This window comes from Streptomyces sp. NPDC057939, from assembly GCF_042887545.1.
Taxonomy (GTDB): Bacteria; Actinomycetota; Actinomycetes; order Streptomycetales; family Streptomycetaceae; genus Streptomyces.
The window spans coordinates 145,698-169,970 of sequence record NZ_JBHVPG010000001.1 but is presented as its reverse complement, the minus strand read 5'-3'; the positions used below and the strand labels follow the sequence as shown (position 1 = coordinate 169,970).

General features: G+C 72.8%; 22 protein-coding genes. 8 read left to right on the top strand and 14 right to left on the bottom strand.

All coding sequences use genetic code 11. The features are described 5' to 3' along the window. Positions 1-39: 39 nt before the first annotated feature. Positions 40-1,149, top strand: coding sequence for an aldo/keto reductase (locus ACFVS6_RS00755; RefSeq protein WP_389699788.1), 1,110 nt, complete (start codon positions 40-42; stop codon positions 1,147-1,149). A 68-nt stretch (positions 1,150-1,217) separates the two neighbouring features. Here the strand turns inward: ACFVS6_RS00755 and ACFVS6_RS00750 are convergent, their stop codons facing one another. The 5 genes from ACFVS6_RS00750 to ACFVS6_RS00730 all read right to left on the bottom strand — a co-directional run bounded on the left by ACFVS6_RS00750 (position 1,218) and on the right by ACFVS6_RS00730 (position 5,391). Further along, positions 1,218-2,240: a sigma-70 family RNA polymerase sigma factor gene (locus tag ACFVS6_RS00750; protein ID WP_389699787.1), complete on the bottom strand. Its 1,023-nt coding sequence runs from the start codon at positions 2,238-2,240 to the stop codon at positions 1,218-1,220. Positions 2,241-2,427: 187 nt separating this feature from the next. After that, complete coding sequence (locus tag ACFVS6_RS00745; protein ID WP_281207462.1) at positions 2,428-2,766, bottom strand: MerR family transcriptional regulator; 339 nt, start codon at positions 2,764-2,766, stop codon at positions 2,428-2,430. Positions 2,767-2,911: 145 nt separating this feature from the next. Then, the gene (locus ACFVS6_RS00740; protein WP_389699786.1) at positions 2,912-3,229 is read right to left on the bottom strand and encodes an SCO5918 family protein; all 318 of its coding nucleotides are present in this window, start codon (positions 3,227-3,229) and stop codon (positions 2,912-2,914) included. Between the two features lie 193 nt (positions 3,230-3,422). Next, the gene (locus ACFVS6_RS00735; protein ID WP_389699785.1) at positions 3,423-4,940 is read right to left on the bottom strand and encodes a DEAD/DEAH box helicase; all 1,518 of its coding nucleotides are present in this window, start codon (positions 4,938-4,940) and stop codon (positions 3,423-3,425) included. 247 nt (positions 4,941-5,187) lie between these two features. Continuing rightward, entirely contained in the window at positions 5,188-5,391 is a 204-nt protein-coding gene (locus ACFVS6_RS00730; RefSeq protein ID WP_030206327.1) for a cold-shock protein, read from the bottom strand. A 502-nt stretch (positions 5,392-5,893) separates the two neighbouring features. Here ACFVS6_RS00730 and ACFVS6_RS00725 point away from each other — a divergent pair. Next, a complete protein-coding gene (locus ACFVS6_RS00725; protein WP_389699784.1) occupies positions 5,894-6,334 on the top strand; it encodes a hypothetical protein in 441 nt (146 codons plus the stop codon). 16 nt (positions 6,335-6,350) lie between these two features. Here ACFVS6_RS00725 and ACFVS6_RS00720 read toward each other — a convergent pair whose 3' ends face one another. The 6 genes from ACFVS6_RS00720 to ACFVS6_RS00695 form a co-directional block, all read right to left on the bottom strand. Continuing rightward, positions 6,351-7,700, bottom strand: a complete 1,350-nt coding sequence (locus ACFVS6_RS00720; protein WP_389699783.1) for a chloride channel protein — start codon at positions 7,698-7,700, stop codon at positions 6,351-6,353. Between the two features lie 3 nt (positions 7,701-7,703). Beyond that, positions 7,704-8,333, bottom strand: a complete 630-nt coding sequence (locus ACFVS6_RS00715; protein ID WP_389699782.1) for a potassium channel family protein — start codon at positions 8,331-8,333, stop codon at positions 7,704-7,706. A 56-nt stretch (positions 8,334-8,389) separates the two neighbouring features. After that, positions 8,390-9,619 carry a DUF2254 family protein gene (locus ACFVS6_RS00710; protein WP_389699781.1) on the bottom strand — a complete coding sequence of 410 codons (1,230 nt, stop codon included), beginning with the start codon at positions 9,617-9,619 and terminating at the stop codon, positions 8,390-8,392. After that, on the bottom strand, positions 9,606-10,958 hold the full coding sequence (locus ACFVS6_RS00705) for a hypothetical protein (protein WP_389699780.1): 1,353 nt from the start codon (positions 10,956-10,958) through the stop codon (positions 9,606-9,608). The genes ACFVS6_RS00710 and ACFVS6_RS00705 overlap by 14 nt, the downstream gene beginning before the upstream one ends. Before the next feature lie 146 nt (positions 10,959-11,104). Then, on the bottom strand, positions 11,105-12,448 hold the full coding sequence (locus ACFVS6_RS00700) for a serine hydrolase domain-containing protein (protein WP_389699779.1): 1,344 nt from the start codon (positions 12,446-12,448) through the stop codon (positions 11,105-11,107). Positions 12,449-12,551: 103 nt separating this feature from the next. Next, the gene (locus ACFVS6_RS00695) at positions 12,552-13,592 is read right to left on the bottom strand and encodes a LysR family transcriptional regulator (protein WP_389699778.1); all 1,041 of its coding nucleotides are present in this window, start codon (positions 13,590-13,592) and stop codon (positions 12,552-12,554) included. Between the two features lie 71 nt (positions 13,593-13,663). Here ACFVS6_RS00695 and ACFVS6_RS00690 point away from each other — a divergent pair, with 71 nt between their 5' ends. From ACFVS6_RS00690 to ACFVS6_RS00675, 4 genes are all read left to right on the top strand, one after another. Continuing rightward, on the top strand, positions 13,664-14,296 hold the full coding sequence (locus ACFVS6_RS00690; protein ID WP_389699777.1) for a maleylpyruvate isomerase family mycothiol-dependent enzyme: 633 nt from the start codon (positions 13,664-13,666) through the stop codon (positions 14,294-14,296). A gap of 434 nt (positions 14,297-14,730) precedes the next feature. Further along, positions 14,731-14,937, top strand: coding sequence for a hypothetical protein (locus ACFVS6_RS00685; protein WP_389699776.1), 207 nt, complete (start codon positions 14,731-14,733; stop codon positions 14,935-14,937). Between the two features lie 35 nt (positions 14,938-14,972). Further along, complete coding sequence (locus ACFVS6_RS00680; RefSeq protein WP_389699775.1) at positions 14,973-16,214, top strand: acetyl-CoA carboxylase biotin carboxylase subunit family protein; 1,242 nt, start codon at positions 14,973-14,975, stop codon at positions 16,212-16,214. A 5-nt stretch (positions 16,215-16,219) separates the two neighbouring features. Next, a complete protein-coding gene (locus tag ACFVS6_RS00675) occupies positions 16,220-17,284 on the top strand; it encodes a branched-chain amino acid aminotransferase (protein WP_389699774.1) in 1,065 nt (354 codons plus the stop codon). Positions 17,285-17,321: 37 nt separating this feature from the next. On the opposite strand, the gene ACFVS6_RS00670 is transcribed toward ACFVS6_RS00675, so the two are convergent. After that, entirely contained in the window at positions 17,322-18,344 is a 1,023-nt protein-coding gene (locus ACFVS6_RS00670; RefSeq protein ID WP_389699773.1) for a LuxR C-terminal-related transcriptional regulator, read from the bottom strand. A 515-nt stretch (positions 18,345-18,859) separates the two neighbouring features. On the opposite strand from ACFVS6_RS00670, the gene ACFVS6_RS00665 reads away from it, so the two are divergent. Together ACFVS6_RS00665 and ACFVS6_RS00660 are read left to right on the top strand one after the other, a co-directional pair. Next, positions 18,860-20,173: an acetyl-CoA carboxylase biotin carboxylase subunit family protein gene (locus ACFVS6_RS00665; protein ID WP_389699772.1), complete on the top strand. Its 1,314-nt coding sequence runs from the start codon at positions 18,860-18,862 to the stop codon at positions 20,171-20,173. After that, on the top strand, positions 20,170-21,456 hold the full coding sequence (locus ACFVS6_RS00660) for an MFS transporter (RefSeq protein WP_389699771.1): 1,287 nt from the start codon (positions 20,170-20,172) through the stop codon (positions 21,454-21,456). The genes ACFVS6_RS00665 and ACFVS6_RS00660 overlap by 4 nt, the downstream gene beginning before the upstream one ends. Before the next feature lie 79 nt (positions 21,457-21,535). On the opposite strand, the gene ACFVS6_RS00655 is transcribed toward ACFVS6_RS00660, so the two are convergent. Both ACFVS6_RS00655 and ACFVS6_RS00650 read right to left on the bottom strand, forming a co-directional pair. After that, complete coding sequence (locus ACFVS6_RS00655; protein ID WP_389699770.1) at positions 21,536-23,197, bottom strand: hypothetical protein; 1,662 nt, start codon at positions 23,195-23,197, stop codon at positions 21,536-21,538. Then, positions 23,194-24,213, bottom strand: coding sequence for an amino acid--tRNA ligase-related protein (locus tag ACFVS6_RS00650; RefSeq protein ID WP_389699769.1), 1,020 nt, complete (start codon positions 24,211-24,213; stop codon positions 23,194-23,196). Before ACFVS6_RS00650 ends, ACFVS6_RS00655 begins: the two co-directional genes overlap by 4 nt. Between the last annotated feature and the right edge of the window lie 60 nt (positions 24,214-24,273).

Genomic DNA, 24,273 nt, shown 5'->3' with positions numbered 1-24,273 from the left:
GGTCTGCGGTCCCGTTACCGCTTTCTGGAGGGAAACGTCATGGAGTACAGGCAGCTCGGCACGTCCGGCCTCAAGGTCCCCGCCCTCAGCTTCGGAGCCGGCACCTTCGGCGGCCGGGGGCCGCTCTTCGGAGCCTGGGGCACCACCGACGCCCAGGAGGCGCGCCGGCTGGTGGACATCTGCCTGGAGGCGGGCATCAACCTGTTCGACACCGCCGACGTGTACTCCGAGGGCGCCTCCGAGGAGGTCCTGGGCCGGGCGGTCCGGGGCCGCCGCGACCAGGTGATCCTGTCGACCAAGGCCGGCCTGCCGACGGGCGACGGCCCCATGGACGCCGGCACCTCCCGCTCCCGCCTGATCAAGGCGACCGAGGACGCCCTGCGCCGACTCGGCACCGACCACCTCGACCTCTTCCAACTGCACGCCTTCGATGCCGCCACCCCCGTGGAGGAGGTGCTCTCCGCCCTCGACCAACTCGTGCGCGCGGGCAAGATCCGGTACGTGGGCGTGTCCAACTTCGCGGGGTGGCAGCTGATGAAGTCCCTGTCCGCCTCCGAACGCCACGGCTTCCCCCGCTACGTGGCCCACCAGGTCTACTACTCCCTCGTCGGCCGCGACTACGAGTGGGAACTCATGCCCCTGGGCCGCGACCAGGGCGTGGGCGCACTCGTGTGGAGCCCGCTGGGCTGGGGCCGGCTGACCGGCAAGCTGCGCCGGGGCCGTCCGCTGCCGCCCGGCAGTCGGCTGCACGACACCGCCGACTACGGTCCGCCGGTCGACGACGAGCGCCTCTACGACGTGGTCGACGCCCTCGACGAGGTGGCGCTGGAGACGGGCCGGACCGTCCCGCAGGTGGCCATCAACTGGCTGCTGCAACGCCCCACCGTCTCGTCCGTCATCATCGGCGCGCGCAACGAGGAGCAGCTCCGGCAGAACATCGGCGCGGTCGGCTGGTCCCTGACGCCCGAGCAGACGGCCCGTCTCGACGCCGCGAGCCACCGTCCGGCGCCGTACCCGTACTTCCCGTACGAGCGCCAAGAGGGCTTCGCCCGGCTCAACCCCCCGCTGCTCACGCCCCCGCCGGCCCCGGCCGCGCCCGCCTCCGCGGCACCCGTCGAGGCCCCGGCCGTCGCGGCCCCGGCGGTGTGAGCCGGAGCCGCTGGGTCCTGTCGGGCGGGGGCGCCCGACTCCGAAGGCCCGTCCCGCCGGGCCCCGGGTCAGCCGGCGAGGACCGCGCTCAGGTCGATCAGCGCGAGCCGCTCGGGGTCGGTGAGGATGTCCAGCGCGGTGATCCGGCCGTCCCGGATGGTGAACGCCATGACCGACAGCGGCTTGCCGTCCGCCATCGACACCACCCCGGGCGTGCCGTTGACCAGCGCCGGGTGGGCGGACTCGGCGAACCGGGCGAAGGTGATCGCCTGCGACGCCACGTCGGCCGCGCCGCGCCGCAGCAGGCTGGGCAGCACGGACCCGCCGTCGGAGCGGGCCACGATCTCCGGGTCGAGGAGGGCGACCAGGGCCTCGAAGTCCCCGCCGCGCGAGGCGGCGAGGAAGGCGTCCACGACCTTCCGGCGCCGGGTCGGGTCGCCGTCCGGGGCGGGCGCCACGCCCTGGACGCGGCGCCGGGCGCGGCTGGCGAGTTGGCGGGTCGTCGCGGGCGTTCGGCCGAGGATCGGCGCGATCTCCTCGAAGGTCACCGCGAACATGTCGTGCAGGACGAACGCGAGCCGCTCGGCCGGGGACAGGGTCTCCAGGACGACCATCAGGGCGATGCCCACCGAGTCGGCGAGGAGCACCTCCTGCTCGGGGTCGAGCCGGTGGGGACCGCTGACGACCGGGTCGGGCAGCCGCACCGGCGCCTCACCCACCTCCAGGGGTTCCTCGCGCCGGGTGGTGCGGGAGCGCAGCAGGTCCAGGCAGATCCGCCCGGTGACGGTGGTCAGCCAGCCGCCGAGGTTGTCGACGGCGCCGACGTCGGACCGGCTCAGCCGCAGCCACGTCTCCTGTACGGCGTCCTCGGCGTCGCCGAGCGATCCCAGCATGCGGTAGCCCACCGCCCGCAGGTGGGCGCGGTGTTCCTCGAAGCGCAGCGCCAGAAGGTCGTCCCGCTCGTCCCTCTCGGCCCGGCCGCTCCTGTCGCCGCGCTCGCCCTGCTCGGTCGCGCCGACCCGGTCGCCCCGTTCGGTCGCGTCGGCCCGGTCGTTCAGTTCCGTCCTGTCGTCCCGTTCGTCCTGGTTCATCGGTCACATCCCCGTGGTGATCCGTCGCTCGGTCGGCCCGTCGGCCGTCGCCCCGTACGGGGCGTCCGGGCGACGGTAACCGGCGGTCCGCGCGACAGGTGGCGCGAATGTGCCGAACGACCGCCCGGAGCCGGGCGGTCGCGCGATGTCGGGGACGCGGGGTGGCGGAGGGGCCCGCGGGGGGGGGTCAGCCGGTGTCGTCGTCCGGTCGTCCCGCCGCCCGCCGGTACTCGGCGTTGATGCGCTGGGCCTCTTCCAGCTGGTCCTCCAGGATGACGATGCGGCAGGCCGCTTCGACCGGAGTGCCCTGGTCGACGAGTTCCCGGGCCCGGGCGGCGATCCGCAGCTGGTAGCGCGAGTAGCGGCGGTGGCCGCCCTCGGAGCGCAGCGGGGTGATCAGCCGGGCCTCACCGATGGCGCGGAGGAACCCGGGCGTGGTGCCGAGCATCTCGGCCGCCCTCCCCATCGTGTAGGCGGGGTAGTCGTCGTCTTCCAGTCGGTCGCCGAGCGGGTTGTCCGCCGTCATCCGCACCTCCTCGGGGAACGTGTCGGGGCCCCGGCGCCGTACGGCACCGGGGCCCCGAAGGAAATTCAACACCATCCACAGGTCCCGTCGTCGCCCCACCCTCGGGGCAACGCCGGCGTCCCCACCTGCGGGCGGGTTCGGTGGGTCAGGCGGACACCGGCGTTCCGAGTGCCGCCGCGGCCCGCTGGAGGGGGGTGAGGGCGGGTGCGGGCGCGGGTGCGGGCTCGACGGGGAGGGTGCGGCAGGTGAAACCGAGCTGGGTCATGGCCCGGATGACCTCGGCGGCGCTGAAGTCGCGGCGGTCCTGCCGGGTGACGACCTCGCCCACCTGCTTCACGGGGTAGGTGCGGCGTCCGATGATCACGGAGTCACCGGTGACCGGCTCGGGCTTGACGCCCTTCATCTTTTCCAGCACGCCGCTCTTGGTCAGGTCGAAGGGGAAGCGGGCGATGACGCAGCGCATGGGACCTCACAGGGAATAGCAGGGGAGGAAGGGGACGGCCCGGTGGTCGGACCCCGGCCGGTGCCGGGCCCCGGACCGGGGGCCTCGGGGCCGCGGGCCCCTGGCCCCACCGTAGGGCCCGGAGCCCGGGGGCTCACACCGCGGACCTCACGGTGTGGACCCCGCGGGTCGGGCCGGGGACGGGTCGCGGACCTTACGCGGCGGCGTCGAGCGCGGACTGCGCGCGGGCCGGGCGACGCCGGGCCTGCGAAGGGCGGCCGCGTCCGCCGCGGGAGGTGGCGCTGCGCGAGGTGCGCTCGGCGGGCGGCGCGGTGATGACGACCGGCACGCCCGAGGGGGTGCGGGCGCCCGTGATGCGCTGCAGTTCGGCCTCGCCGGAGCGGACCTGGGTGACCGTGGGGCTGATGCCGGCGTCCGACATCAGGCGGGTCATGGCGCGCCGCTGCTGCGGCGTGACCAGGGTGACGACGCTGCCCGACTCACCGGCGCGGGCGGTGCGGCCGCCGCGGTGCAGGTAGTCCTTGTGGTCGGTGGGCGGATCCACGTTGACGACCAGGTCGAGGTTGTCGACGTGGATGCCGCGCGCGGCGACGTTCGTGGCGACCAGCACGGTGACGTGCCCGGTCTTGAACTGCGCGAGGGTGCGGGTGCGCTGCGGCTGGGACTTCCCGCCGTGCAGCGCGGCGGCCCGTACGCCGCTGTTGAGCAGGTCCTGGGTCAGCCGGTCCACCGCGTGCTTGGTGTCCAGGAACATGATCACGCGGCCCTCGCGGGCGGCGATCTCGGTGGTCGTGGCCTGCTTGTCCGTGCCGTGGACGTGCAGCACGTGGTGCTCCATCGTGGTGACGGCGCCCGCGGACGGGTCGACGGAGTGCACGACCGGGTCGTGCAGGTAGCGGCGCACGAGCAGGTCGACGTTGCGGTCGAGGGTCGCGGAGAACAGCATCCGCTGGCCGCCGGGGCGGACCTGGTCGAGCAGGGCGGTGACCTGCGGCATGAAGCCCATGTCGGCCATCTGGTCGGCCTCGTCCAGGACGGTGATGTCCACCTGGTCGAGCCGGCAGTCACCGCGGTCGATGAGGTCCTTGAGGCGGCCCGGCGTCGCGACGACGACCTCGGCGCCGCCGCGCAGCGCGGAGGCCTGCCGGCCGATGGACATGCCGCCGACGACGGTCGCCAGCCGCAGCCGGACGGCGCGGGCGTACGGAGTGAGCGCGTCGGTGACCTGCTGCGCGAGCTCGCGGGTCGGTACGAGGACCAGCGCGAGCGGCTGGCGGGGCTCGGCGCGTCGACCCGCGGTGCGGGAGAGCAGCGCGAGGCCGAAGGCGAGGGTCTTGCCGGAGCCGGTACGTCCGCGGCCGAGGGCGTCACGGCCCGCGAGGGTGTTCGGCAGGGTCGCGGCCTGGATCGGGAACGGAACGGTCACGCCCCCGGCCACGAGGGCCGCGAGGATCGGCTGCGGCATGCCGAGGTCGGCGAACGCCTCGACGGCGGGCAGCGCCGGGGTGATCGTCTCGGGCAGCGCGAACTCCCCCTGCTGGGCGGCGGGCCGACGGCCGTAACCGCCGCTCGGACGGCCGTAGCCGCCGGACCGTCCCTGGCCACCGCCACCGCCGGAGCGGGAGGGGGCGGCCGAACGGGTGGAGGAGGACCAGGAGCCGCCGCCGGAGCGGCCGCGGGAGGATCGTTCATTCGTACGTGTGCGGTTCATGGGGAACCTTCCTTGATGCGGCGCGTATCAAGGAATTCCCGCAGCGAAACGCACCGCGCGGAGAATAGCGAGAACGGGCCGGATGAAAAAACGGAACGGGGTGGGCCGAACGATGCGGCCGGGCGGGCCGCGGAGGCTCTTACGGAATTCCATTCCGGAGCCGTGGGCCACTGCCCCCCGTGTGGAAAAAAGGACGAGCCGGGGCCCGCACCCCAAGGTGCGGGACCCGGCTCGTCCTGCGCTTGCGTCAGGCGGAGACGATGTTCTCGGCCGTCGGGCCCTTCTGGCCCTGCGCGATGTCGAAGTTCACCTTCTGGCCTTCCTGGAGCTCGCGGAAGCCCTGGGAAGCGATGTTCGAGTAGTGGGCGAACACGTCGGGGCCGCCACCGTCCTGCTCGATGAAGCCGAAGCCCTTTTCAGCGTTGAACCACTTCACGGTGCCAGATGCCATTTTAAATCTCCTTCGGGGGCAAAGCCCGGAGTCCGCACTGTGCCGACTCCGTGTCGCCGCGATGATTGCCCCGTCCGGAAAATGCACCGGAAATACAGAAGTGCTTCCACCCGAAAGAATCCGGTGGAGGCACTTGGAGTTTTGGGAACCACAACTGCAACTGGTATCGACAGTAGCACGGTGGGGGCCGTTCCGTGGGATGAATAATTCGGGCCCACCGTATGTGTGAGAAATGTTTACCGGGCCTCGTGGTTAATTCTCACTTCGCGGCGACAGATATCGGAGGCCCCCGGGGGGAGGGTTCGGGCGGCGTGCGGCGCGCCCCGGCGCCGGGGGTGTGTCGGGGCGCGCGCCGGGGGCCGCCGCGGCTCGTGGCGGGGCGACTCCGAACGGAGGGTGTCCGGGTGCGTCACGTGTCGATCGATGCGGATTTAGGCATATGTACTGATAAATCTCGTGCGTCCGCCCTGTCTGGTCCCCCCTGGTCGAGGAAGGCCCCTCCATGAAGCGTTTCCCGGTGATCGCCACGCTGTGCGTCAGCGTGGTGTTCGGTCTGAGCGCCTGCTCGGACGACAGCGACAGTTCGCCCTCCGACGAGGCGAGCAAGGCCACCCAGGCCGCAGCCGACCTCTGCACCGACCTGGCCGCGCTGAAGGCCGACAACGCCAAGCTGAAGGCCCTGAGCCCCGCGAACGCCACCAAGGACCAGGTCAAGGACGCCTACGACGCCGTCCAGAAGGACTGGGCCGGCGTGAAGGAGAACACCGCCGCCCTCAAGGAGGCGGAGCGCAACGCGGTGCAGGCCGCCGCCGACGACCTCAAGAAGGCCTACGAGGGCCTGCCGGGCGACACCACCGGCAAGGACGCCCTGACCCAGCTCCAGCCGAAGATCCAGACCCTCGACGAGGCCACGACGGCCGCCTCCGCCGGCCTCAAGTGCTGACGAGGCCGCCGCACCGTCACGTCCCGCCGGCCGGCGCCGGTGCCGGGCGCCCCGCGGGCAGCAGCTCCGTGACGACGAAGGCGACCACGGCCGCCAGGATCACGACGGGCATCATCGCGGCGCTGCCGAGCAGCAGGACGACGAGGATCACGCTGCTCACCGGCAGCCGCAGCATGGTGGCCGTGGCCGCCGCCATCCCCGCCGCCATCGCGGGGGCGATCCCCAGTCCCGGCAGGGGGGCGAGGAGCACGCCCGCCGCCGCGCCGAGGAACAGCCCGGGGAAGACGGGGCCGCCCCGCAGGCTGCCCAGGCACAACGCGTAGGCGATGCCCTTGAACAGCAGGAGGGCGAGCAGCGCGCCGACGCCCCAGGCGTACGGGTCCGCGGCCAGCGAGCCGAGGGCCGCCTGCCCCGACAACGCGGCCTCGGCCGGCGACCGGCCGGTGATCAGGGCGTAGAGGGCGGCGCAGGCCGCCGCGCCGAGGGCGCACAGCACGGTCCGGGCGAAGGGGCGCCGCGTGACGTAGTCGGCGACCGCCCGGGCCCCGACCGACACGGGGTGCAGGGCGACGGCGAAGACCGCTCCGATGGCCACCGCCCAGAACACGTCCGGCGCGTCCAGCCGGGGGAGCGGCGCGTACAGCTTCAGGGACAGGTCACCGGTGCCCAGCCCCGTCCAGCGCCCCAGCCCCGTGAACACCAGGGAGCCGATGCCGCTCGACAGCAGGGCGGGCAGCATCACGGCGAACAACTGGGGCCCGCCCACGCCCGCCACCTCGATCAGCAGGACCGCGGCGACGAGCGGGTTCCCGAAGATCGCGGCGATGGCCGCGGCGGACCCGGCCGCGCCCAGCAGCGCCAGGCCGCGCGGGGTCGCCGGCGCCCTCGACAGGTCCCGGAACAGCAGGGCCAGGCCGCCGCCCAGGGCGATCAGCGGCGCCTCCGGACCCAGGACCGCCCCGAACGGCAGGCAGGCCGCGGCCGCGAGCAGGATCCCGGGCAGCGCCGCCGACGAGGCGACCCCCGTGTGCAGTCCGGCCCCCGGGACGTCACCGCCCGCGCCGGGCAGGTGCCTCGCGATCAGGCCGACGACGGTTCCGGCGAAGAGCAGCAGCGGGAACGGCCACCACCAGGGCGGGTCCGTCAGGCCCACGGCCGAGGGGAGGTCGGCCCACAGGACGTGCTCCAGCTCGTGCAGGGCCACCAGGAACCAGAACGCGGCCAGGGAGACCGGGATGCCGATGAGGGCGCACAGGACGAGTGTCTTCAGGTAGCCGGGGCTGCGGAGGATGTGCCGCAGGACGTCGGCCTCCTGCGGTTGTCCGCCGCCCTGCGCGGACTCGGAAGGGGTGCGCGGCTCCGCCATGGATCACTTCCTTTCCCGCTTCCTCGATGGTCCACCCGGGTGGCGTCCCGCGCCGCCGGAACCGTCGTCCGGGTCCGTGGGCCCGTGGGCCGCGCGCCGGCGCATCCCGATCTTGACCGCGCCGAACAGCACCTTGGCGATCAGCCCGACCACGATCAGGTCGGCGATCATCTGCATCGTGGTCAGCGCGCGGCCGGTCTGGCTGGTGGGGACGATGTCCCCGAAGCCCACTGTCGCGAACACGGTGACCGTGAAGTACAAGGCGTCGGTCCGGTTCAGCGGCTCGGAGAACGACGGGGGGTCGTTCAGGGAGAGCACGAAGTACGTCACGGAGAAGAGCAGCAGGAACAGCGGGACGGCGGTCGCCAGCGCCTCCACGGCCCGCAGCCGGGGGTGCTTCGCGTGGGTGATGGCGAACACCTGCCAGATGACGAGCGCCCCGAACAGACCGAGCCCGAGGATCAGCAGCAGCACGGTCGTGATCCCGGCCTCGCGGTCCAGCGGCGCCACGTAGAACAGCCAGGTGAGCAGTCCGGCCGAGGCCACCGAGCGGGACAGGGGCGCCAGCAGCATGCGGCGCATCTGCCGGGTGGTGGGGACCTCGTCCGGTGGCGCGGATGCCTCGGGTTCCATGGCTTCAGGAGAAGGCGCCGGCGCGCTCCGCGCGACCCGGGCGACCCGGGCGTCCGCTACGGAGCCGTGGGGGCCGCCCACACCAGCGGATGGGCCCCGGCGCCCGTGCGGTCGACCCGGCGCAGGCGCTCCCGTACGACCGCGCGCCGCTCGGCGGGGCAGCGGGCCTCCAGCCGGGCCAGTAGGTCGCGGAGCCTGCGCAGGGCCATCGGCGAGCCCGCGGCGGCGAACGAGAGCTCGTCGACCGCGGTGGCGACGTACTGCTCCCAGTCGGGGACCGGGACCGTCACCCGCAGCCGGCCCGCCCCGTCGGGGAACCGTCCGATGTCGAGCTCGCGGTCGGCCAGGCGGGTCAGCAGGTCCTCCGTCCGGTCCATGCTCTCGACCGCCGTCGCCGGATCGTTGACGGCCGGGGACAGCGCCCGCAGCGCGATGTCGGCGAGCAGCCGGAACGGCAGGTCGGGGTCCTGGTCGAAGGTGCGCTCGGACCCGGTGGCCACGGCGGCGAGCAGCGCCGACGCGGGCGGCCCGCCGGCGCCCGACACCTCGGCGAGCACCGTGCCCCGCCACACGGGCGTGCCGGGGGTGACGCGGAACGCGATCGCGCAGTCGTGTTCCTCCGCGAGGGCGACCAGGGCGCGCACGTCGATCCGCCGGACCACGGCCGCCGGCCCCGACCAGCGCACGGGTGTGCCCCCGGCGCCGTGCACCGGCGGGGGCCGCGCCTCCCGGCCGGGGTCGTACGGCCGCTCGTACAGGTCGTCGAACAGGAGGTGGGCGCGGTCGCAGATGGCGGTCAGCGAGTGGCCGAGCTGGATCGAGCCGAACGCCTTCATCTGGAGCGTCCGCATGAGACCGATCGCGATCAGCGAGGACAGCATGGCGAGGCAGGGGACGAGGGCGGAGACGCTGTCGCTGACGCCGATGGACAGCCCCGAGGTGACGCAGAAGACGAACACGCCGACGGTGAAGGCGAAGGCGCGCCAGACGATCGGCTCGTCCCGGAACAGCGCCAGGCGCGGGGTGAACGCGCCGGCCGAGAACTGCACGACCAGGAACAGCATCGAGTAGATGATGCTGACCAGGCTGATCACGCCGAACCCGATCGTGAACAGCAGGTTCGCCGCGCGTCCGGCGTCGACCCGGGGCCCCGCCGACATCATCGGCGTCACCAGCCCCAGCAGCAGTCCGAGGACCGCGCACACCAGCTGCGACAGGTCCCGGCGGACCGCGCGCGCGGGCCGCTGGAACAGCGACCCGCGCCCGCGCCGGTCAGGGGCCCGCACGGGCCGCACCCCCGTCCGCCGGCCCTCGCGGGTTCCCCTCGGCGGCCCGGCCCGTGGCGGCCAGCAGGGCGAGCACGGCGAGGACCGCGAGCAGGACCAGCACCAACAGCAGCACCGTGAGCACCGTCGGGTGGTTCCACAGCGCGAACACGAGGGCGAGGACGGTCACGACCACCGCGGTGACCCAGCGCCGGTTCGCCTCGATCCAGGTACCGGCGCGCCCGCCGTGCACGCCGTGGGCGGCGCCCCAGCGGGCGGTGGAGTCGGCGGTGCGTTCCGCCCGGCCGCGGACGCCGCGCGGCAGCCGGCCGGGCCCCGTCAGGTACGCGCCGAGCGCGACGACGACCCCGAGCACCACGGCGGTCCGCAGGGCGACCCGCAGGAATCGCACGAGCGTGTCGAAGACCGCCGCCGCGGCCGCCGGGGACTGCACCTGCGCGGGCAGGTGGTCGAGGTACTGGTGGCGTACGACGACCAGCGCGATGCCGACCAGGACGCAGGCGGCCGCGGCGCAGAGCGCGGTGGTCACCAGGGCCCGGCGGCGGCGCCGGGCGAGCAGCACGCCGGCCGCCGCGAGGGCCACGGTGAGCACGGGCAGCCAGTTGCCGACGACGTCGAGGAGGCGGACCGCGCCCCTGATCTTCTTCAGCTCGTCGGAGTGGAAGAGGACCATCTGCTTGTCGACGTCCGGGATCTTCGCGGCCGGGGAGAGCCCGGCGTCGACGAGTTCCTTCTTGACGGTCTCCACGGCGGTGCCCAGGTCGAGGGTGACGGTGCCGCCGTCGACCTCGATCGCGCCGCGGCCGTGGCCGGTGAGCGCGCGCACCACGGCCCCGTGGGCGAGGCGGTTGGCGTCGGTCCAGAGGGACTCGAACCGGTCGCTCTCGACGAAGCGGGTAGCGACCTTCGAGACGGCCTCGTCGGCGGCTGAGTCGAGGGAGGGTCCGAGCGCCTTGACGGCCGTACCCACCCTCGGCGGCAGCCCCTGCTTCTCCAGCCATTCGGCCAGGTCGGCGGTGATGCGGGCCCCGTCGACCCGTACGTCCGCCGCCTCGCCGATCCGGTGCACGGCGGCCGCCTCGATCGCCGGGTTCGAGGCGAGGGGCGCGACGGTGGACACGTAGCGGCCGGTGTCCAGCACGATGTCGTGCACCCAGACGGTGATCAGGGACAGCGGGACGAACAGGCAGGCGAGGGTGATCATGACCGCCGAGAACGCGCTCCGCACGACGCGCCGCGGCCGGCCCGGCTCGGGCGGTCGGCCCGGCTCGGGCGGTCGCGGCGGGTCCGGCGGGTCCGGCGGGTCCGGCGGCGCGGGCGGGTCGGACGGCAGGGTCATGGCACTCCCGGGAACGGCTGGGGCGGAATGCAGCCTCCTGCCATTGGGCACGTGCCGCCCCGCGCCGCGCACGTCCGGTTGGGCCCATCGGGTGCACGCCCGCCCGCGCCGCCCCGTACTGCCGCGTGCCGGCCGCGCGGTCCGGGCTACGACATGCCCTGGTCGGTGACGGTGGGCAGCGAGAGGCCGTAGACCTGGTTGAGGACGGTGGGCAGCAGGGCGTTGGCCGTCGTCCTGCCGTCGGGCGACAGGGTCAGGTTCGTCCAGATGACGAGCGTGACGTCGTTGACCGGGTCGTGGCCGATGAAGGAATTGAAGCCGGGCAGTTCGCCGCCGTGGTAGTACATCGCGGCGTCCGGGGCGAAGCGCTGGTAGGAGATGCCGTACCCGTACTTCTGCCCGTCGGGCGCGGCCGGGTCCTCGGCCCGCGGGCTGTCGAGCCACTGCTTCTGGACGGCCGGGTCGAGGACCTCGCCCCTGACCAGGGCCCGGATCCAGGTGCCCAGGTCGTCGGCGGTGGAGATGGCGCCGCCGGCGGCGGAGGCGTAGGAGGGGTTCTGGTGGGTGTAGTCGACCGGCTTGAGCTTCCCGGAGCGCGCCGCCGCCGTCAGTTCGGCGGGGTACGGCTCGTCCACCAGCGCGTACGCCGATCCGCCGTACATGTAGCCGTGCGCGTACGGGCTCGGCAGTGCGGTGTCGTCGGCGGCGGGCAGCGAGGTGCCCGCCAGCCCGAGCGGCGCGTACAGCCGGTCGTGGAGCTGCCGGGCCAACGGTCCGCCGCCCGCCTTCTCGGCGACCAGGCCCAGCAGGACGTAATTGGTGTTGCTGTACTCGTAGGACGCGTCGGGCGCGAAGTTCGGGCCGTGCCGGAACGCGATGTCGAGCATCTCGCGCGGTGTCACGGCCCTGCCCGGGTCGGAGTCCATCCGCGCCGCGAGCTCGGGCGCGTCGGTGTGGTTGTGGAGCCCGCTGCGCATCCTCAGCAGGTCGGCGACGGTGATGTGCTCGCCGTTCGGCACGCCGGGGACGTACGCGGACACCGGATCGTCGAGCTTCAGCTTCCCGTCCTGCGCCAGCAGCATGATCAGGGCGGCGGTCATGGTCTTGGTGTTGGATGCGATCCGGAAGTGGTCCGCCGTCGTGGGGCGGTCGGAGGCGCCCAGCTCGGTCGTGCCGACGGTCGTCCGGACCGTGCCCTGCGGGGTGCGGAGCAGCACGACCGCACCCGGCACCATCAACTTCCTCGCCGCCGCCTCGACGGCGGACCTCAGTGCGGCCGGATCGACCGGCTCCGTCGCCCCCGGGAGCCCGGTGCCGGGCTCCGTCGCGCCCGCCGTCGCCGCGGGCCCGGCCGCGCCGCGGTCCGCCGCCGACGCGGCGCCCGCCCCGGGCGGGGCGCCGCCCACGATCAGCACCACCGCGCAGGGGGCGACCACAGCGGTACGGAGAAGGCGGCGGTACGGGGTGCCGTCGGACCGGGGGTTCCTCATGCCGGCATCACAGCCCTCGTGCACGGCGGTCCGGCGCCCCGAACGCGGCCCTCTCGCAGGAGCCCTTCAAAGAGCCCGAATCGCCCGAATGTGGGGCAATCAACTATTCCACAACCGGCGGCGCCCCGTCCGTACCCGTACCGGCATTGGTACCCGCACCCGCACCCGCACCCGCACCCGCACCCGCACCCGCACCCGCACCCGCACCCGCACCCGCACCCGTGTCCGTATCGGTGACGAGATCGGTCCGCAGGCGCTCCAGCAGCGCTCCGGCAGCCGGTCCGGTCGGTCCGGCGGCCCGCCAGGCGAGGGCGACCCGGGCGCGCGGCCGCGGCTCGGCGAAGGCCAGGATCCGCAGGCCCAGGGCCTCGGCGAGGTCCGCCGGAACCCCGGGTACGGCGGCCACCCCGAGCCCCCGGGCGGCCAACTGGCACAGGAACCGCGGATCGGCCGCTTCGAACACCACGCGCGGCCGGAACCCCGCCCGCGCGCAGGCGCGTTCCAGCACGCCGCGGCTGCCGGTGCCGCGGGGCAGGGCGATCACCGGCCGGTCGCGCAGCGCCTCCAGCGGAAGGCCGCGGCCGTCGGTGTCGGCGGCGAGGGCGATCAGGGGGTCGTCGGGGGCGACGGCGGCGACCAACGGCTCGTCGATCAGGACCTTGAGACGGACCCCGGCCGGTGGTTCCTCGTCCGCGAGCCCGATCAGCGCGAGGTCGAGCAGACCTTCCCGCAGTGCGTCGAGCATCCGCTCCGACGAGTCCTCCGTCACCGCGACCTCGATGTGCGGGTGCCGTTCGTGGAACGACGCCAGGACGGCGGCCAGGTCGAACTCGTGGACGGCGGCCCCGGAAAGCACCCCGATGGTGACCCGCCCGCGCAGCAGCCCGCCGAACGCGTCCGCCACCTGCCGGGCCCCCTCGACGGCGGCGAGCGCGGCCCGCGCGTACGGCAGCAGGGCCCGGCCCACCTCCGTCGGCGTCACCGACCGGCCCGACCGGTCCAGCAGCGGCTGCCCGAGTTCCCGTTCCAGTTGCCGTATCTGCGCGCTGATCCCCGGCTGGGCCAGGTGCAGTCGGGCGGCGGCCCGTGTGAAGCCCGCCTCCTCCACCACCGCGACGAAGTACTGCAACTGCCGAAGCTCCATAACCAACGATTCTAGGAACCAGCACAACAGGCTCTTGGACTTCCACCCGCCCCCGCGGTCACCCTGGACGCATGGCGGACACCATGGAACTCGCAGCGGCCATCGCAGCCGAACGCCGGGAGCTGGCAGACCTGTTGGACGGGCTCCCGGCCGGGAGCTGGGACGCCCCCAGCCTGTGCGCGGGCTGGCGGGTGCGTGAGGTCGCGGCCCACATGACGACGGGATTCCGGTACTCCCTCGCGAAGACGGCGCGGGAACTCGTCAGGGCGGGCGGGCGCCTCCACCGGATGACCGACGCGTGCGCACGCCGCGACGCGGCCGCGTACCCGCCCCGCCAACTCGCCTCGTTCCTGCGGGACAACGCGGACCGCCCGTGGACCCCGCCGGTCGGCGGCCTGCCGATGGCGCTGGCCCACGACGTCGTGCACGGTCTGGACGTCACGGTCGCGCTCGGCCTCGACCGCCGGGTGCCCGAGGACCGCCTGCGCGCCCTGCTCGCCCGCGTCGACGCCCGAACCCTCAGGTTCTTCCGCACCGACCTCGGCGGCATCGAACTGCGCGCCACCGACCTCGACTGGTCCTTCGGCGCCGGCGCCCCCCTCCACGGCGCCGCCCAGGACCTCCTCCTCGTCGCCCACGGCCGCAAACTCCCCCCGGGCCGGCTCGCGGAATCCCCCCTGACCACCCGCTTCACCCGCCGCTGAAAGCAGCCGAACGCTCCTCGAACGCCCCTGAACCACGCGGAATGAGATCGTCCCTTTAAGGCATCCCGTTTCGCGCCTCGCACTTCGGACGACTGCCTTCCGTTTTATGTCTCCTCCGCCTTCTCCGCTTTCTCCCTCTTCCGCCTTCGGGCGCATACCCTTCGGGCGTACGGCGAGTTCACGCCGATCCGGGTGAATACCCGTTCTGCGGAGATTGGTTACGCTGCCCTCACGGCGCCCGGTCACCGCCCCGCGCCCGCCCCGCTCCCGCCGCGTGCCACCCCGCCCGCCGCCCCGGGCGCCGCGGCGCGGCGGGCCCCGGCGGAGCCCGCAGCACGGTGACACCAAGGTGCCAGACCCCAAGCTGCCAGCCACATCCCTTGGGCCGCCGCAGTTCCTCGTGCAGGATCGCCACAAGGGGAAAACAGGCCGGAATGTTCTTCGAACCGGCCGACTGCAGTGAGAAAAAACGGGGGAAGTTTCACATGAATTACGTCAAGAATGCCGTCGCTGTCTTTGCCGCACTCGCCGCCATTGCGCTCGGTACGGCCGATTTCGGAGTGAACGGCGAGGGGGCGTCCGCCGCGGTCGGGACCACGGCCGCCGGAGCCGCCATCCCGCTGAGCCTCAACTGGGACTGAACCGGCGCATCGCGCGAACGAGTAGGGAGAAGCAAATGAATGTCTTGGTGTGCCGCTGGGACCGGGTCACGCTGGAGGCCGTCCTCGACCGGGGCGCCTCGGTCACCCTGGTCTTCGACGAGTGGGAGGCCGCCAACCGCGGCGTCGACCCGAAGCTGCTGGAGCGGGTCGACCGTCACTACGTGATCCGCAGCTTCGACGCCATCGACGAGCTGGCGCAGCTGGCCGTGGACATCCGCACTCGCGGTGTGAAGATCGACCGGCTGCTCAGCCTCTCCGAGTTCAGTCAGTTCGGCGCCGCCTACCTGGCCCAGCTGCTCGGGCTGGAGCTGCCCGCCGTGGAGACCTCCGTGCTCATGCGGGACAAGCGTGCGATGAAGGACCGCGCCCGACAGGCCGGCATCCGCTGCGCCCGCTACGTCTCCCTGTCCACCGGGGACGTCGAGGGCTCGGTTCGGCAGGTCGAGCAGGAACTCGGTTTCCCGGTCATCGTGAAGCCCGCCGCCGGTCTCGGCTCGGTCGACACGTCCAAGGTGGAGGACGCGGCCGGGCTCACCGCCGTGCTCCAGGAGGCGGGCCGGGACGCGACGGTCAAGTTCCTGATGGCCGAGGAGGTCCTGGACGGGGACGAGTTCCACGTGGACGCGGTCTGGGCGGAGGGCAAGCCGCGGGTCTTCGGCGTCAGCCGCTACCTCCGTCCGCGGATGACCGTCACGACCCCGGGCCGCGACAACGGTTCGATCCTCCTGCCGCGCGACCGCGAGGCCGCGCTGTACGAGGAGGTCGAGCAGCTGCACGAGCGCATCAACACGGCGTTCGGCATCACCGACGAGATCACCCACCTGGAGATCTTCCGCCGGGCGGACGGCGAGCTGTGGTTCTCCGAGATCGCCACCCGGTTCGCCGGCGGCGCCATCCCGGAGAGCTTCGGCCCGCAGGGTGCCGACCTGCGGGAGCTGTGGATCGCCGCCGCCCTGGGCGGGCCCGGTGCGGAACTGCCGGCCAAGCAGGCGCCGTACCCCTACATCGGCTGGATCAACATCGCGCCCGCCGAGACCGGCCGGATCCTGGAGGAGCCCTCCGACGAGCTGATCTCCCGGTTCCCGTACGTCCTGCGGACGGTACGGAGCCGCCCGGCCGGCTCCGAGATCGGCGAACTGCACCCGTCCGTCTGGTGCACGCTGCTGGTCCTCGGTGCGGACAGCGAGGCCGAGTTCCGCGAGCGGGCGGCCGAACTGGAGGCCGCGCTGCTGCCGGCCTACGTGATGGGGCAGTGAACCGGATGGGCACGGAGCCGCTCGGCTTCGGCCGGCACTTCACCGGGCACATGGCGCTGGCGCGCTGGACGCCCGAGGCCGGCTGGTCCGACGTCGAGCTGAGCGCGCACGCCCCGCTCGCGCTTTCGCCCGCGGCGATGACGTTGCACTACGGACAGGCGATCTTCGAAGGCCTCAAGGCGTACCCGCGGGCCGACGGTTCGCTATCGCTGTTCCGACCCGGGGCCAACGCCGAGCGGTTCAACCTCAGTGCCGCCCGCCTGGCCATGCCCGAGCTGCCCCCGGCGGTGTTCGTCGAGGCCTGCGAGCTGGTCGCCTCGGCCGATGCCGACCAGGTGCCGCGCGGGCCGGGGCAGAGCTTGTACCTGCGCCCGTTCATGATCGCCACGGAACCGTCGCTGGGGGTCCGGCCGGCCCTGGAGTACCTGTTCGCCGTCATCGGCTCGCCCGTCGACCACTTCTTCGCCGACGGCCACCAGGCCATCGACGTGTGGTGTTCCAGCGACCGGATCCGCGCGGCGCGCGGTGGCACCGGGGCGGCCAAGTGCGCCGGAAATTACGCGGGCAGCCTGGCCGTCAAGGCCGAGGCCGTGGCGCAGGGCTGCCACGAGGTGCTGTGGTTGGACGCGGAGGAGCGGCGCTGGGTCGAGGAACTGGGCGCGATGAACTTCTTCTGCGTCACTCGGGACGAGGGCGGTGCACCGCTGCTGGTCACCCCGCCGCTCTCCGGGACGATCCTGGCCGGCAACACCCGTGACAGCCTGCTGCGCATCGCGTCCGACCTCGGGGTGCGGGTCGCCGAACGGCCTGTTTCCCTGGTCGAGTTGACCGCCGGGGACGGCAGGGTCACGGAGGCCTTCGCCTGCGGGACCGCCGCGTCCGTGGTGCCCATCGGAGCGGTGACGACGAAGGAGCGGCGCGTCCGGATCGGCGACGGCCACCCGGGGAAGATCACCACCCGGCTGCGGGACGAGCTGGCCGCCATCCAGTACGGCCTCCAGCCGGACCCGTACGGATGGACGCACCCGGTCCCGGGGGCCACCCCGGCGCCGGTCGGACCGTCCGTCTGACGTGTCGGGCCCCGGTCGAGGCCCGGGGCCCTTCCGATCAGAGCCAGCCGTACTCCACGGCGCGCACTCCCGCCTCGAAGCGGCTGCGCGCCTCCAGGCGGGTCATCAGGTCCGCCATGATCCGTCGGACGCTGCGCAGGGAGAGCCCCAGCCGCTTGCCCGCCGCCTCGTCCGTCAACCCGGAGGCCAGGATGCGCAGGAGTTCGCGCTCCTGGGCGGTGAGTCCCTGGCCGTCGCGCTGGCCCGAGGTGCCGAGGGGGAGACCCGATTCCCAGAGCCGCTCGAAGAGGGTGACGAGGGCGTCGATGACGCTCGCCTCGCGGACGAGCAGCGCCCCGGCGCGGCTGTCCTTGGGATCGATGGGCAGGATCGCCGTCCTGCGGTCGATCACGATGATGCGCATCGGCAGGGTGGGCACCGTCCTGATCTCACCGCCCAGGTCGGTGAGCCAGACCGCGTACTGCTGGGTCGAGGGGTGGTTGCGGACGCTGTCGAGGTACATGGTGCGCAGTGACACCCCGCGGGCGAGCACCTCGCCGTCCAGTTTCTGGCTGGCCTCCATGCTCTCCGGCGAGAGCCCTGCCTTGGGGATCAGGGCGAGGATCTCCGTCTGCACGTCCTTGGACAGCTCGGCGATGCGGTTCCTCGTCGAATCGAGGCTGCGCAGGTACTCGATCCGGCCGCCTTCGCGGGTGCCGAGGGTCGCCTCGTGCTCCCGTATGAGGGACATCATGGAGGTGCGGGCCCGTTGCAGCTCGTGCTGCTCCTTGAGGAGCGCGGCCTCCCGCTGCGATATGAGTGAGCCGAGTCCCAGTTTCGGCTGGACGGCCACCACCCGGTCGGGATTCTCGTGCGACGGCCAGACGAGGCCCAGGCCCGTCAACTCCGCGCGGCCCGTCTCCACGGCGTCCGGCGTGGCGCCGAGCTCCTCGGCCAGTTTGGGCACGTCCCATTCGGGGTGCAGGAGCATCAGCTGGTACAGCGACTCCGCGAGCCGGGTCATGCCGAGGCAGTCGAGCGCCGATTCCGCCGCATCGCTGACGGCGAGCTTCGCGTCCATCGCATTTCACTTTCTTCATTCTCGGCGCCAACCCCGCTGACTCGGACCGTAGTTGGCAGGTTCGAGTCGGTTCCGGGGAGGGCCGAACCGCCGTCTGTTGCAGCGGATTGAATACGTGCGCCCACCGAATTTCGGGACGGGATGGCAGGAGCGTAGCGATCGGGAACCGAGGGTGTCCAGCCCTGTCACGGAACGTGACGTCTCTTGATCGTAGCGATGTCGACCGCGCGAAATGGCTGGTCAAGGCGGCTGGTGGGGGAGGGATTCGGTCGCAGTGCGCCGTGACATCAAGGTGCCGGGCGTCAAGCTGCCGGACGGATCGATTGAGTTCGGAGTGGCCCCGCCGCGAGAATTGTCCTTGAAATGAGTATCCGTTGGGGCGGAAATGCGTGAATTTATCGGATGGATTTCCTCCGGTTTCCGGTCGACGCCTCCCGGCCCAATTCTCGGCATGTGCGTTCCCGTCCGGAAGAAACTGGCGGCGCCGCCCCGACAAGATTTTGAGAGGTGTTTTCGTGCGATTCCTGGTCTGCCGTTGGGAAGTCGGTGCCATCGAGGCCCTGCTGTCCCGTGGCGCGCAAGTCGTCCTGCTCATCGACGCATGGGAGTCCGAACACCGCCACCTCGACCCCGAGGTGGTCGGCCGGCTGGAGCGGCTGATCCGCATCGACAGCTTCGACGCGATGGACGAACTGGCCGTACTGGTCACCGGCCTCCAGGAGGAGGGCCTGACCTTCGACCGGGTGGTCAGCGTCTGCGAGCGCGGCCAGTTCGCGGCGGCCTACCTCGCCGCCCTGCTGGGCCTGGGGCGGCCCACCATCGCCCAGAGCGTCCAGGTCAGGGACAAGCGCGCGATGAAGGCCGCGGTCCGCCGGCTCGGCGTGCCCACGGCGGGCTTCACGACGGTCCCGCCCGGCGACCCCGCTGCCGCCGCCCGCCACGTCGAGCGGGCGGTCGGGTTCCCGGCCGTCGTGAAGCCCGTGGCCGGCGCCGGGGTGGTCAGCACCGCCCGGGTGGAAACGGCCGCCGAACTCGCGTCCTGGCTCACGGAGAACGCCGCCGACGGCCCCTTCATGGCGGAGCAGATGATCGCAGGCGAGGAGTTCCACGTCGACGCGGTCTGGGTGGCCGGCGAGCCCTGGGAGTTCGCCGTCAGCAAGTACCTGCGCCCCAGGATCGAACTCGACGACCCCGGCCACCTCAACGGAGCGATCCAGCTTCCCCCCGCGCGCGAGCCGGAGCTCCACAAGGCCGTCGAGGAGCTCCACCGCCGGGTGAACGAGGCCTTGGACATCACCGACGGCATCACGCACACCGAACTGTTCCGGTCCCCGGACGGCAGCCTCTGGTTCTCCGAGATCGCCACCCGCCCCGGCGGGGGCGGTACCACCCAGGCGTTCCGGGCGCGCGGCGCCGACCTGCGCGAGGTGTGGGCCGAGTCCCTGGTCTCGGCGGACCGCACGTCACAGCCGCTGCCCGCGCCGCCCCACCCCTACATCGGTTGGGTCATGCTGACACCCCACACGCCGGGCCGCATCACCAGCGAGCCGAGCGACGCCGAGATCGAGGCCTTCCCGTACGTCCTTGACGTCGATCGGACCGCTCGTGTCGGCGACACCGTATGGACGAACAGCCTCGCGCCCGGAGTGACGCTGGTCATCGGCGCCGACAGCGAGGCCCAGTTCACCGAGCGGGTCCTCGCCCTCGAAGCGGCGCTCGTCTTCGAGACCGCTTCCGACAGGACCGACAGCGACGCGGACGACGCCGGCGCGGACGACGCCGGGATCGACGCCGATGGGATCGACTCCGACGTGGAGACCGCCGCATGACGGTCGTGCGGGACTTCCGGGAGCTGCCGGCCGCGGCGAAGCTGCTGCTGCTGGCCGGTGGCGTCAGCGCCTTCGGGTCCGGACTCGTGCTGCCGCTGCTCGTCCTCTACCTCGTCCAGGGGCACGGCTTCGGCATATCCGTCGCCACCAACGCGATGGCCGTCACCTCCGTGACCGCCGTCGTCGGCGGTCTGACCGCGGGCTGGGCGGCCGACCGGTTCGGCAGCGTGCGTACGGTGGGCACCGCGATGCTCTTCGCCTCGACCGGCACCGGCCTGTACGCGTGGGTGTCCCAGCCGTGGCACGCCACCGTCGCCGCCGCGGCCTTCGGACTCGGCGTGGGCGGCGCGGGCGTCGCCCAGGGGCTGCTAGCCGAGGTGGTGGCGCCCGACCGTCGCCCGGTCGCCTTCGGATTCAACTTCGGTGTGGCGAACGCCGCGTTGGGACTCGGCGGAGTGCTGTCCGGCCTCGTCGTCAGCAGCGAACACCTGTGGACCTTCCGGGCGGTGTACCTGGCCGACGCCCTCACCTTCGTACTCGCCGCCCTGATCACCGTCGTCGCGGCCAAGAGCCTGCCCACGACCGCGCACCGGGCGAAGGAGGGCGCGCCCCGCGTCTCCTACGTCCGCGTGCTGGCGAACGGGCCGCTGCTCGCGGCGCTGCTCGTCGCCTTCCTGATGTTCGCCATCGGCTACTCGCAGCTGGAGTCGGGCATTCCGGCCGTACTGCTCGCCGTCTCCGACGTCCGGCCGTCCGATCTGGCGATGATGTTCCTGGCCGACACCGCCTTCGCGGTGATCGCGCAGGTCGCCCTGATGCCGGTGATCAAGCGGACCCCGCACCGGGTGTCCTTGGCGATCGCCGCGTCGACCTGGCTGGTGTTCTGGGGCCTGCTGTTCACGGCGATCAACGTCACGTCCAAGCCGCTGATGCTCACGCTGATCTGCGCGGGCGTGGCGCTGGCCTCCGTCGGCGCGGCCTTCTACTCCATGTCGATGCCGACCCTGGTCAACGCCGCCGCGACCAGCGCCGACCGGGGGCGCGCGAACGCCGTACTGGGCATCGCCACCTCGTTCGGGTTCACCGTCGGACCGTTCGCCGCGGGCCTGTTCGCCGATCACGGCCTGGCCCGACTCTTCGTACTGCTGGCCATGGCCGTGACGGCGGCCACCGCGCTGCTGGTCCTGCTGCTGAGGCTGCCCGTCACGGAGGTGACCGAGGTGCCTCGGGATCCGGAGGCATCGGGGGAGTCGAAGGAGAGCGTCACCGAGTTGGTCGCGTAGGGGAGGCGCCCCCGGGGGCGGAGGAAGGAGGACGGCCGGGGAGCCCGCGGGTGCGGGACTCCCCGGCCGTCCTCGTCGTTCATCGCGTCGCGCCGGCATCGGGATCCGAGGCCAGGCGCTCAAGCGCTTCGCCGACCGCGCCCGCCAGTTGGCCCAGGCCCCGTGCGTCGATCCGGGACGGGTCCGCGGTGAACAACAACCGCCGCCCTCCGTAGGGCCGGTCGGCGCGCAGGAGTTCCGCCGTGAGGTCGACCGCGGGCGCCGAACGGAGCATCCGCGCGGGCGCCAGCAGCGCCGGACCGAGACGCAGCGGCCTGGCCGGCGTGCCCGGTTCCACGCACAGGGACGCCTGGACCGGCGGAGCGCCCCCGATGTCGGGCCGTGAGCCGGGCGAGTCGGTCGTCCCGGACCACCAGCCGTGGTCGGCCGAGAGGAGCACCTGGCGGTCGCACCGCCGCAGCAGCGTGACCAGCGGCTCACCGGGCACGGCGCGCACGCGGACCCGCAGCGTGAGCTCCCGGCGCCCGAGTGCCGTCTCCTGCCACGGCTCCACCCGGCCCGACACCGTCAGACCGACGAGGAACTCCGGCCGGCCGGTGAACTCGGCCAGACCGCGGGCGTACGCGGTGAACACGAGCGAGGTCAGGGACACACCCAGGTCGCGGGCCGCGCTGCGGAGCCGGGTCAGGAGCGCTTCGTCCACGGGCAGCACGGACTCGACCGCCGCGTCGTCGCGGCCGTCGGGGTCGTGCGGACGCGCCCGGGCGGGCCAGGCGATGGGGGGCGGCGCGGCGGGCCGGACCTGCCGGTCGGATGCCATGGGGAGCCCGTACGACGGGCCGGCCGCCGGTCCGCGGGCGTCCTCCGGCCGCGGACCCGTGCCGTCGGCATCCACAACGTCCCCGGGGTGGGCTGCGGCGTAGCCGCGCTCCAACTCCCTCTCGAACGCGTCCAAGGACCAGGGGTCGAGCACGCCGCGGTGCAGGTGGACGGCCAGCAGTCGACCGCCGCCCCAGGTGTAGAGGGTGCAGCGCGCCAAAGGCCCGCGCTCGGTGTCGAACTCCTCCCGGGCCGCGCGCGCGGCGAGGTCGAGCGCCTCCTGGAGCGCCTCCCAGCCGGTGTCAGGGACGGGCACGAGGTCGACGTCCAGCAGGCCCCAGTCCGGCAGCCCGCCCGGAGGGCGGGCGGGGCTCCCCGCCCCGATGGGCCGGGTGCGCAGTACGGCCTGACGGGCGGCCAGTCCGCGCAGTGCGGAGGTGAGTCGGGCCGGGGAGATCTCGGAGTCGCCGGTAGCCGTGTAGAGGAGGGACACGCCCTCGGTGGGACGCCCGGCGCCGCCCGGGGCGCCGTCGTCCCAAGCGGTTGAGGGGACGCCGGGGCCGCCGGCGAGGTCGATCCGGCCTGTGATCGGGCTCGTCCCCCGCCCCAGCAGAGCGGCCGCGATGCCGATCGGCGTGCGCCCCGCGTAGACGCCGGCGACGGACAGCGGCAGCCCGAACTCCTGGTACGCGTGCGCCGCCAGCCGGATCGCCCCGCTCGGTTCGAGCCCGACATCCGCCAGATCGGTCGTCACGGCGACCGGGAACTCCAACACCTCGAAGGCCAACTCCGCAATGCTGGAGGCGAGTTCATCGACCCCCCATGCGGTCGTGCGGACCCGGCCGGATGCGTGCGCACCTTCCGTCGCGACGCCCCCCGTGTGGTCCCGGGCGAGCCGGGACCACACGAGCGGTCGCGTCACGGGGTGAGCGCCACGCCGTTGAGGCGGGGGGCGAGCTGGAGTTCGCGGATGTCCTTGTGGTTGAGCACCCACATGAACCAGCGCTCGACGCCCAGGCCGAAGCCCGAGGTGTGCATCGGCGTCTCCTGCTTCATGCGCACGTACCAGTCGTAGGACTCCTCCGGCACGTTGTGGTGCTCCAGTGCGGCCCGGGTCTGCGCGCCGTCCACGTGGCGCTCACCGCAGCCGACCGTTTCGCCGATGCCGAACAGCAGGTCGGCGTTGAGGGCGGTGCGCCGGTCCGCGTCGCCGTAGGCCTGGTAGAAGGGCACCGACAGGTGGTCGTAGTGGGTGACCCACAGGACCGGGCTGATCTCCTGCATCAGCCGGCGCTCGCCGTGCCGGGTCAGGGTCCGCCAGCCGTCGTGCTGCTCCACCGCGTACGGGTCGCCGTCCAGGTGGGCGACCGCCTCGTCGAAGGTCAGGCGGGGGAAGGTGTCCAGGGCGAGCATCTGCTCGATGTGCGCCGTGCTGCCGGCGAGTTCGCGCACCTCGTCGGCGAGGTTGTCCATGACGCCCTGGGCGAGGGAGCGGATGTAGGCGTCCACGACGTCCATGCAGTGGTCGAGGCCGCCGGGCAGCTCGGCCTCGCTGTGGAAGAACTGGTTGAGGTGCGACTCGTCCGCGTCCTCGCCGCGGAAGCTCGGCATCAGGTACCACGCACCGCCGCGGCTGAGCCGGCAGCCGTACTCCAACATGAACTGCATCGAGTCGGCGAGGAAGGTGCGCTCGCCGAACAGGTCGATCTCCACCGGCAGGGAGTCGCTGCCCAGGCCCATCGGGCTGGAGATGCTGTTCGTCGTGATCGGCAGGTGCACCGACTTGACGCCGCGCTCGCTCCAGAAGGATGCCGTCCGCGTGGTCACCAGGTCCTGGAGGTCGACCAGGGTCCGGTACAGCGGCTGGTCCACGATTTCGAGGAACCGGTCCGAGGAGGGACGCCATCCGCCGTGCGAGAAGTCGTTCTTGAGGCTCATTGTTTCTTCCTGTTCGGGTGGCGGAACGGCTGCCGGTGGTTCGAGTGGGTTCTCCGGTGC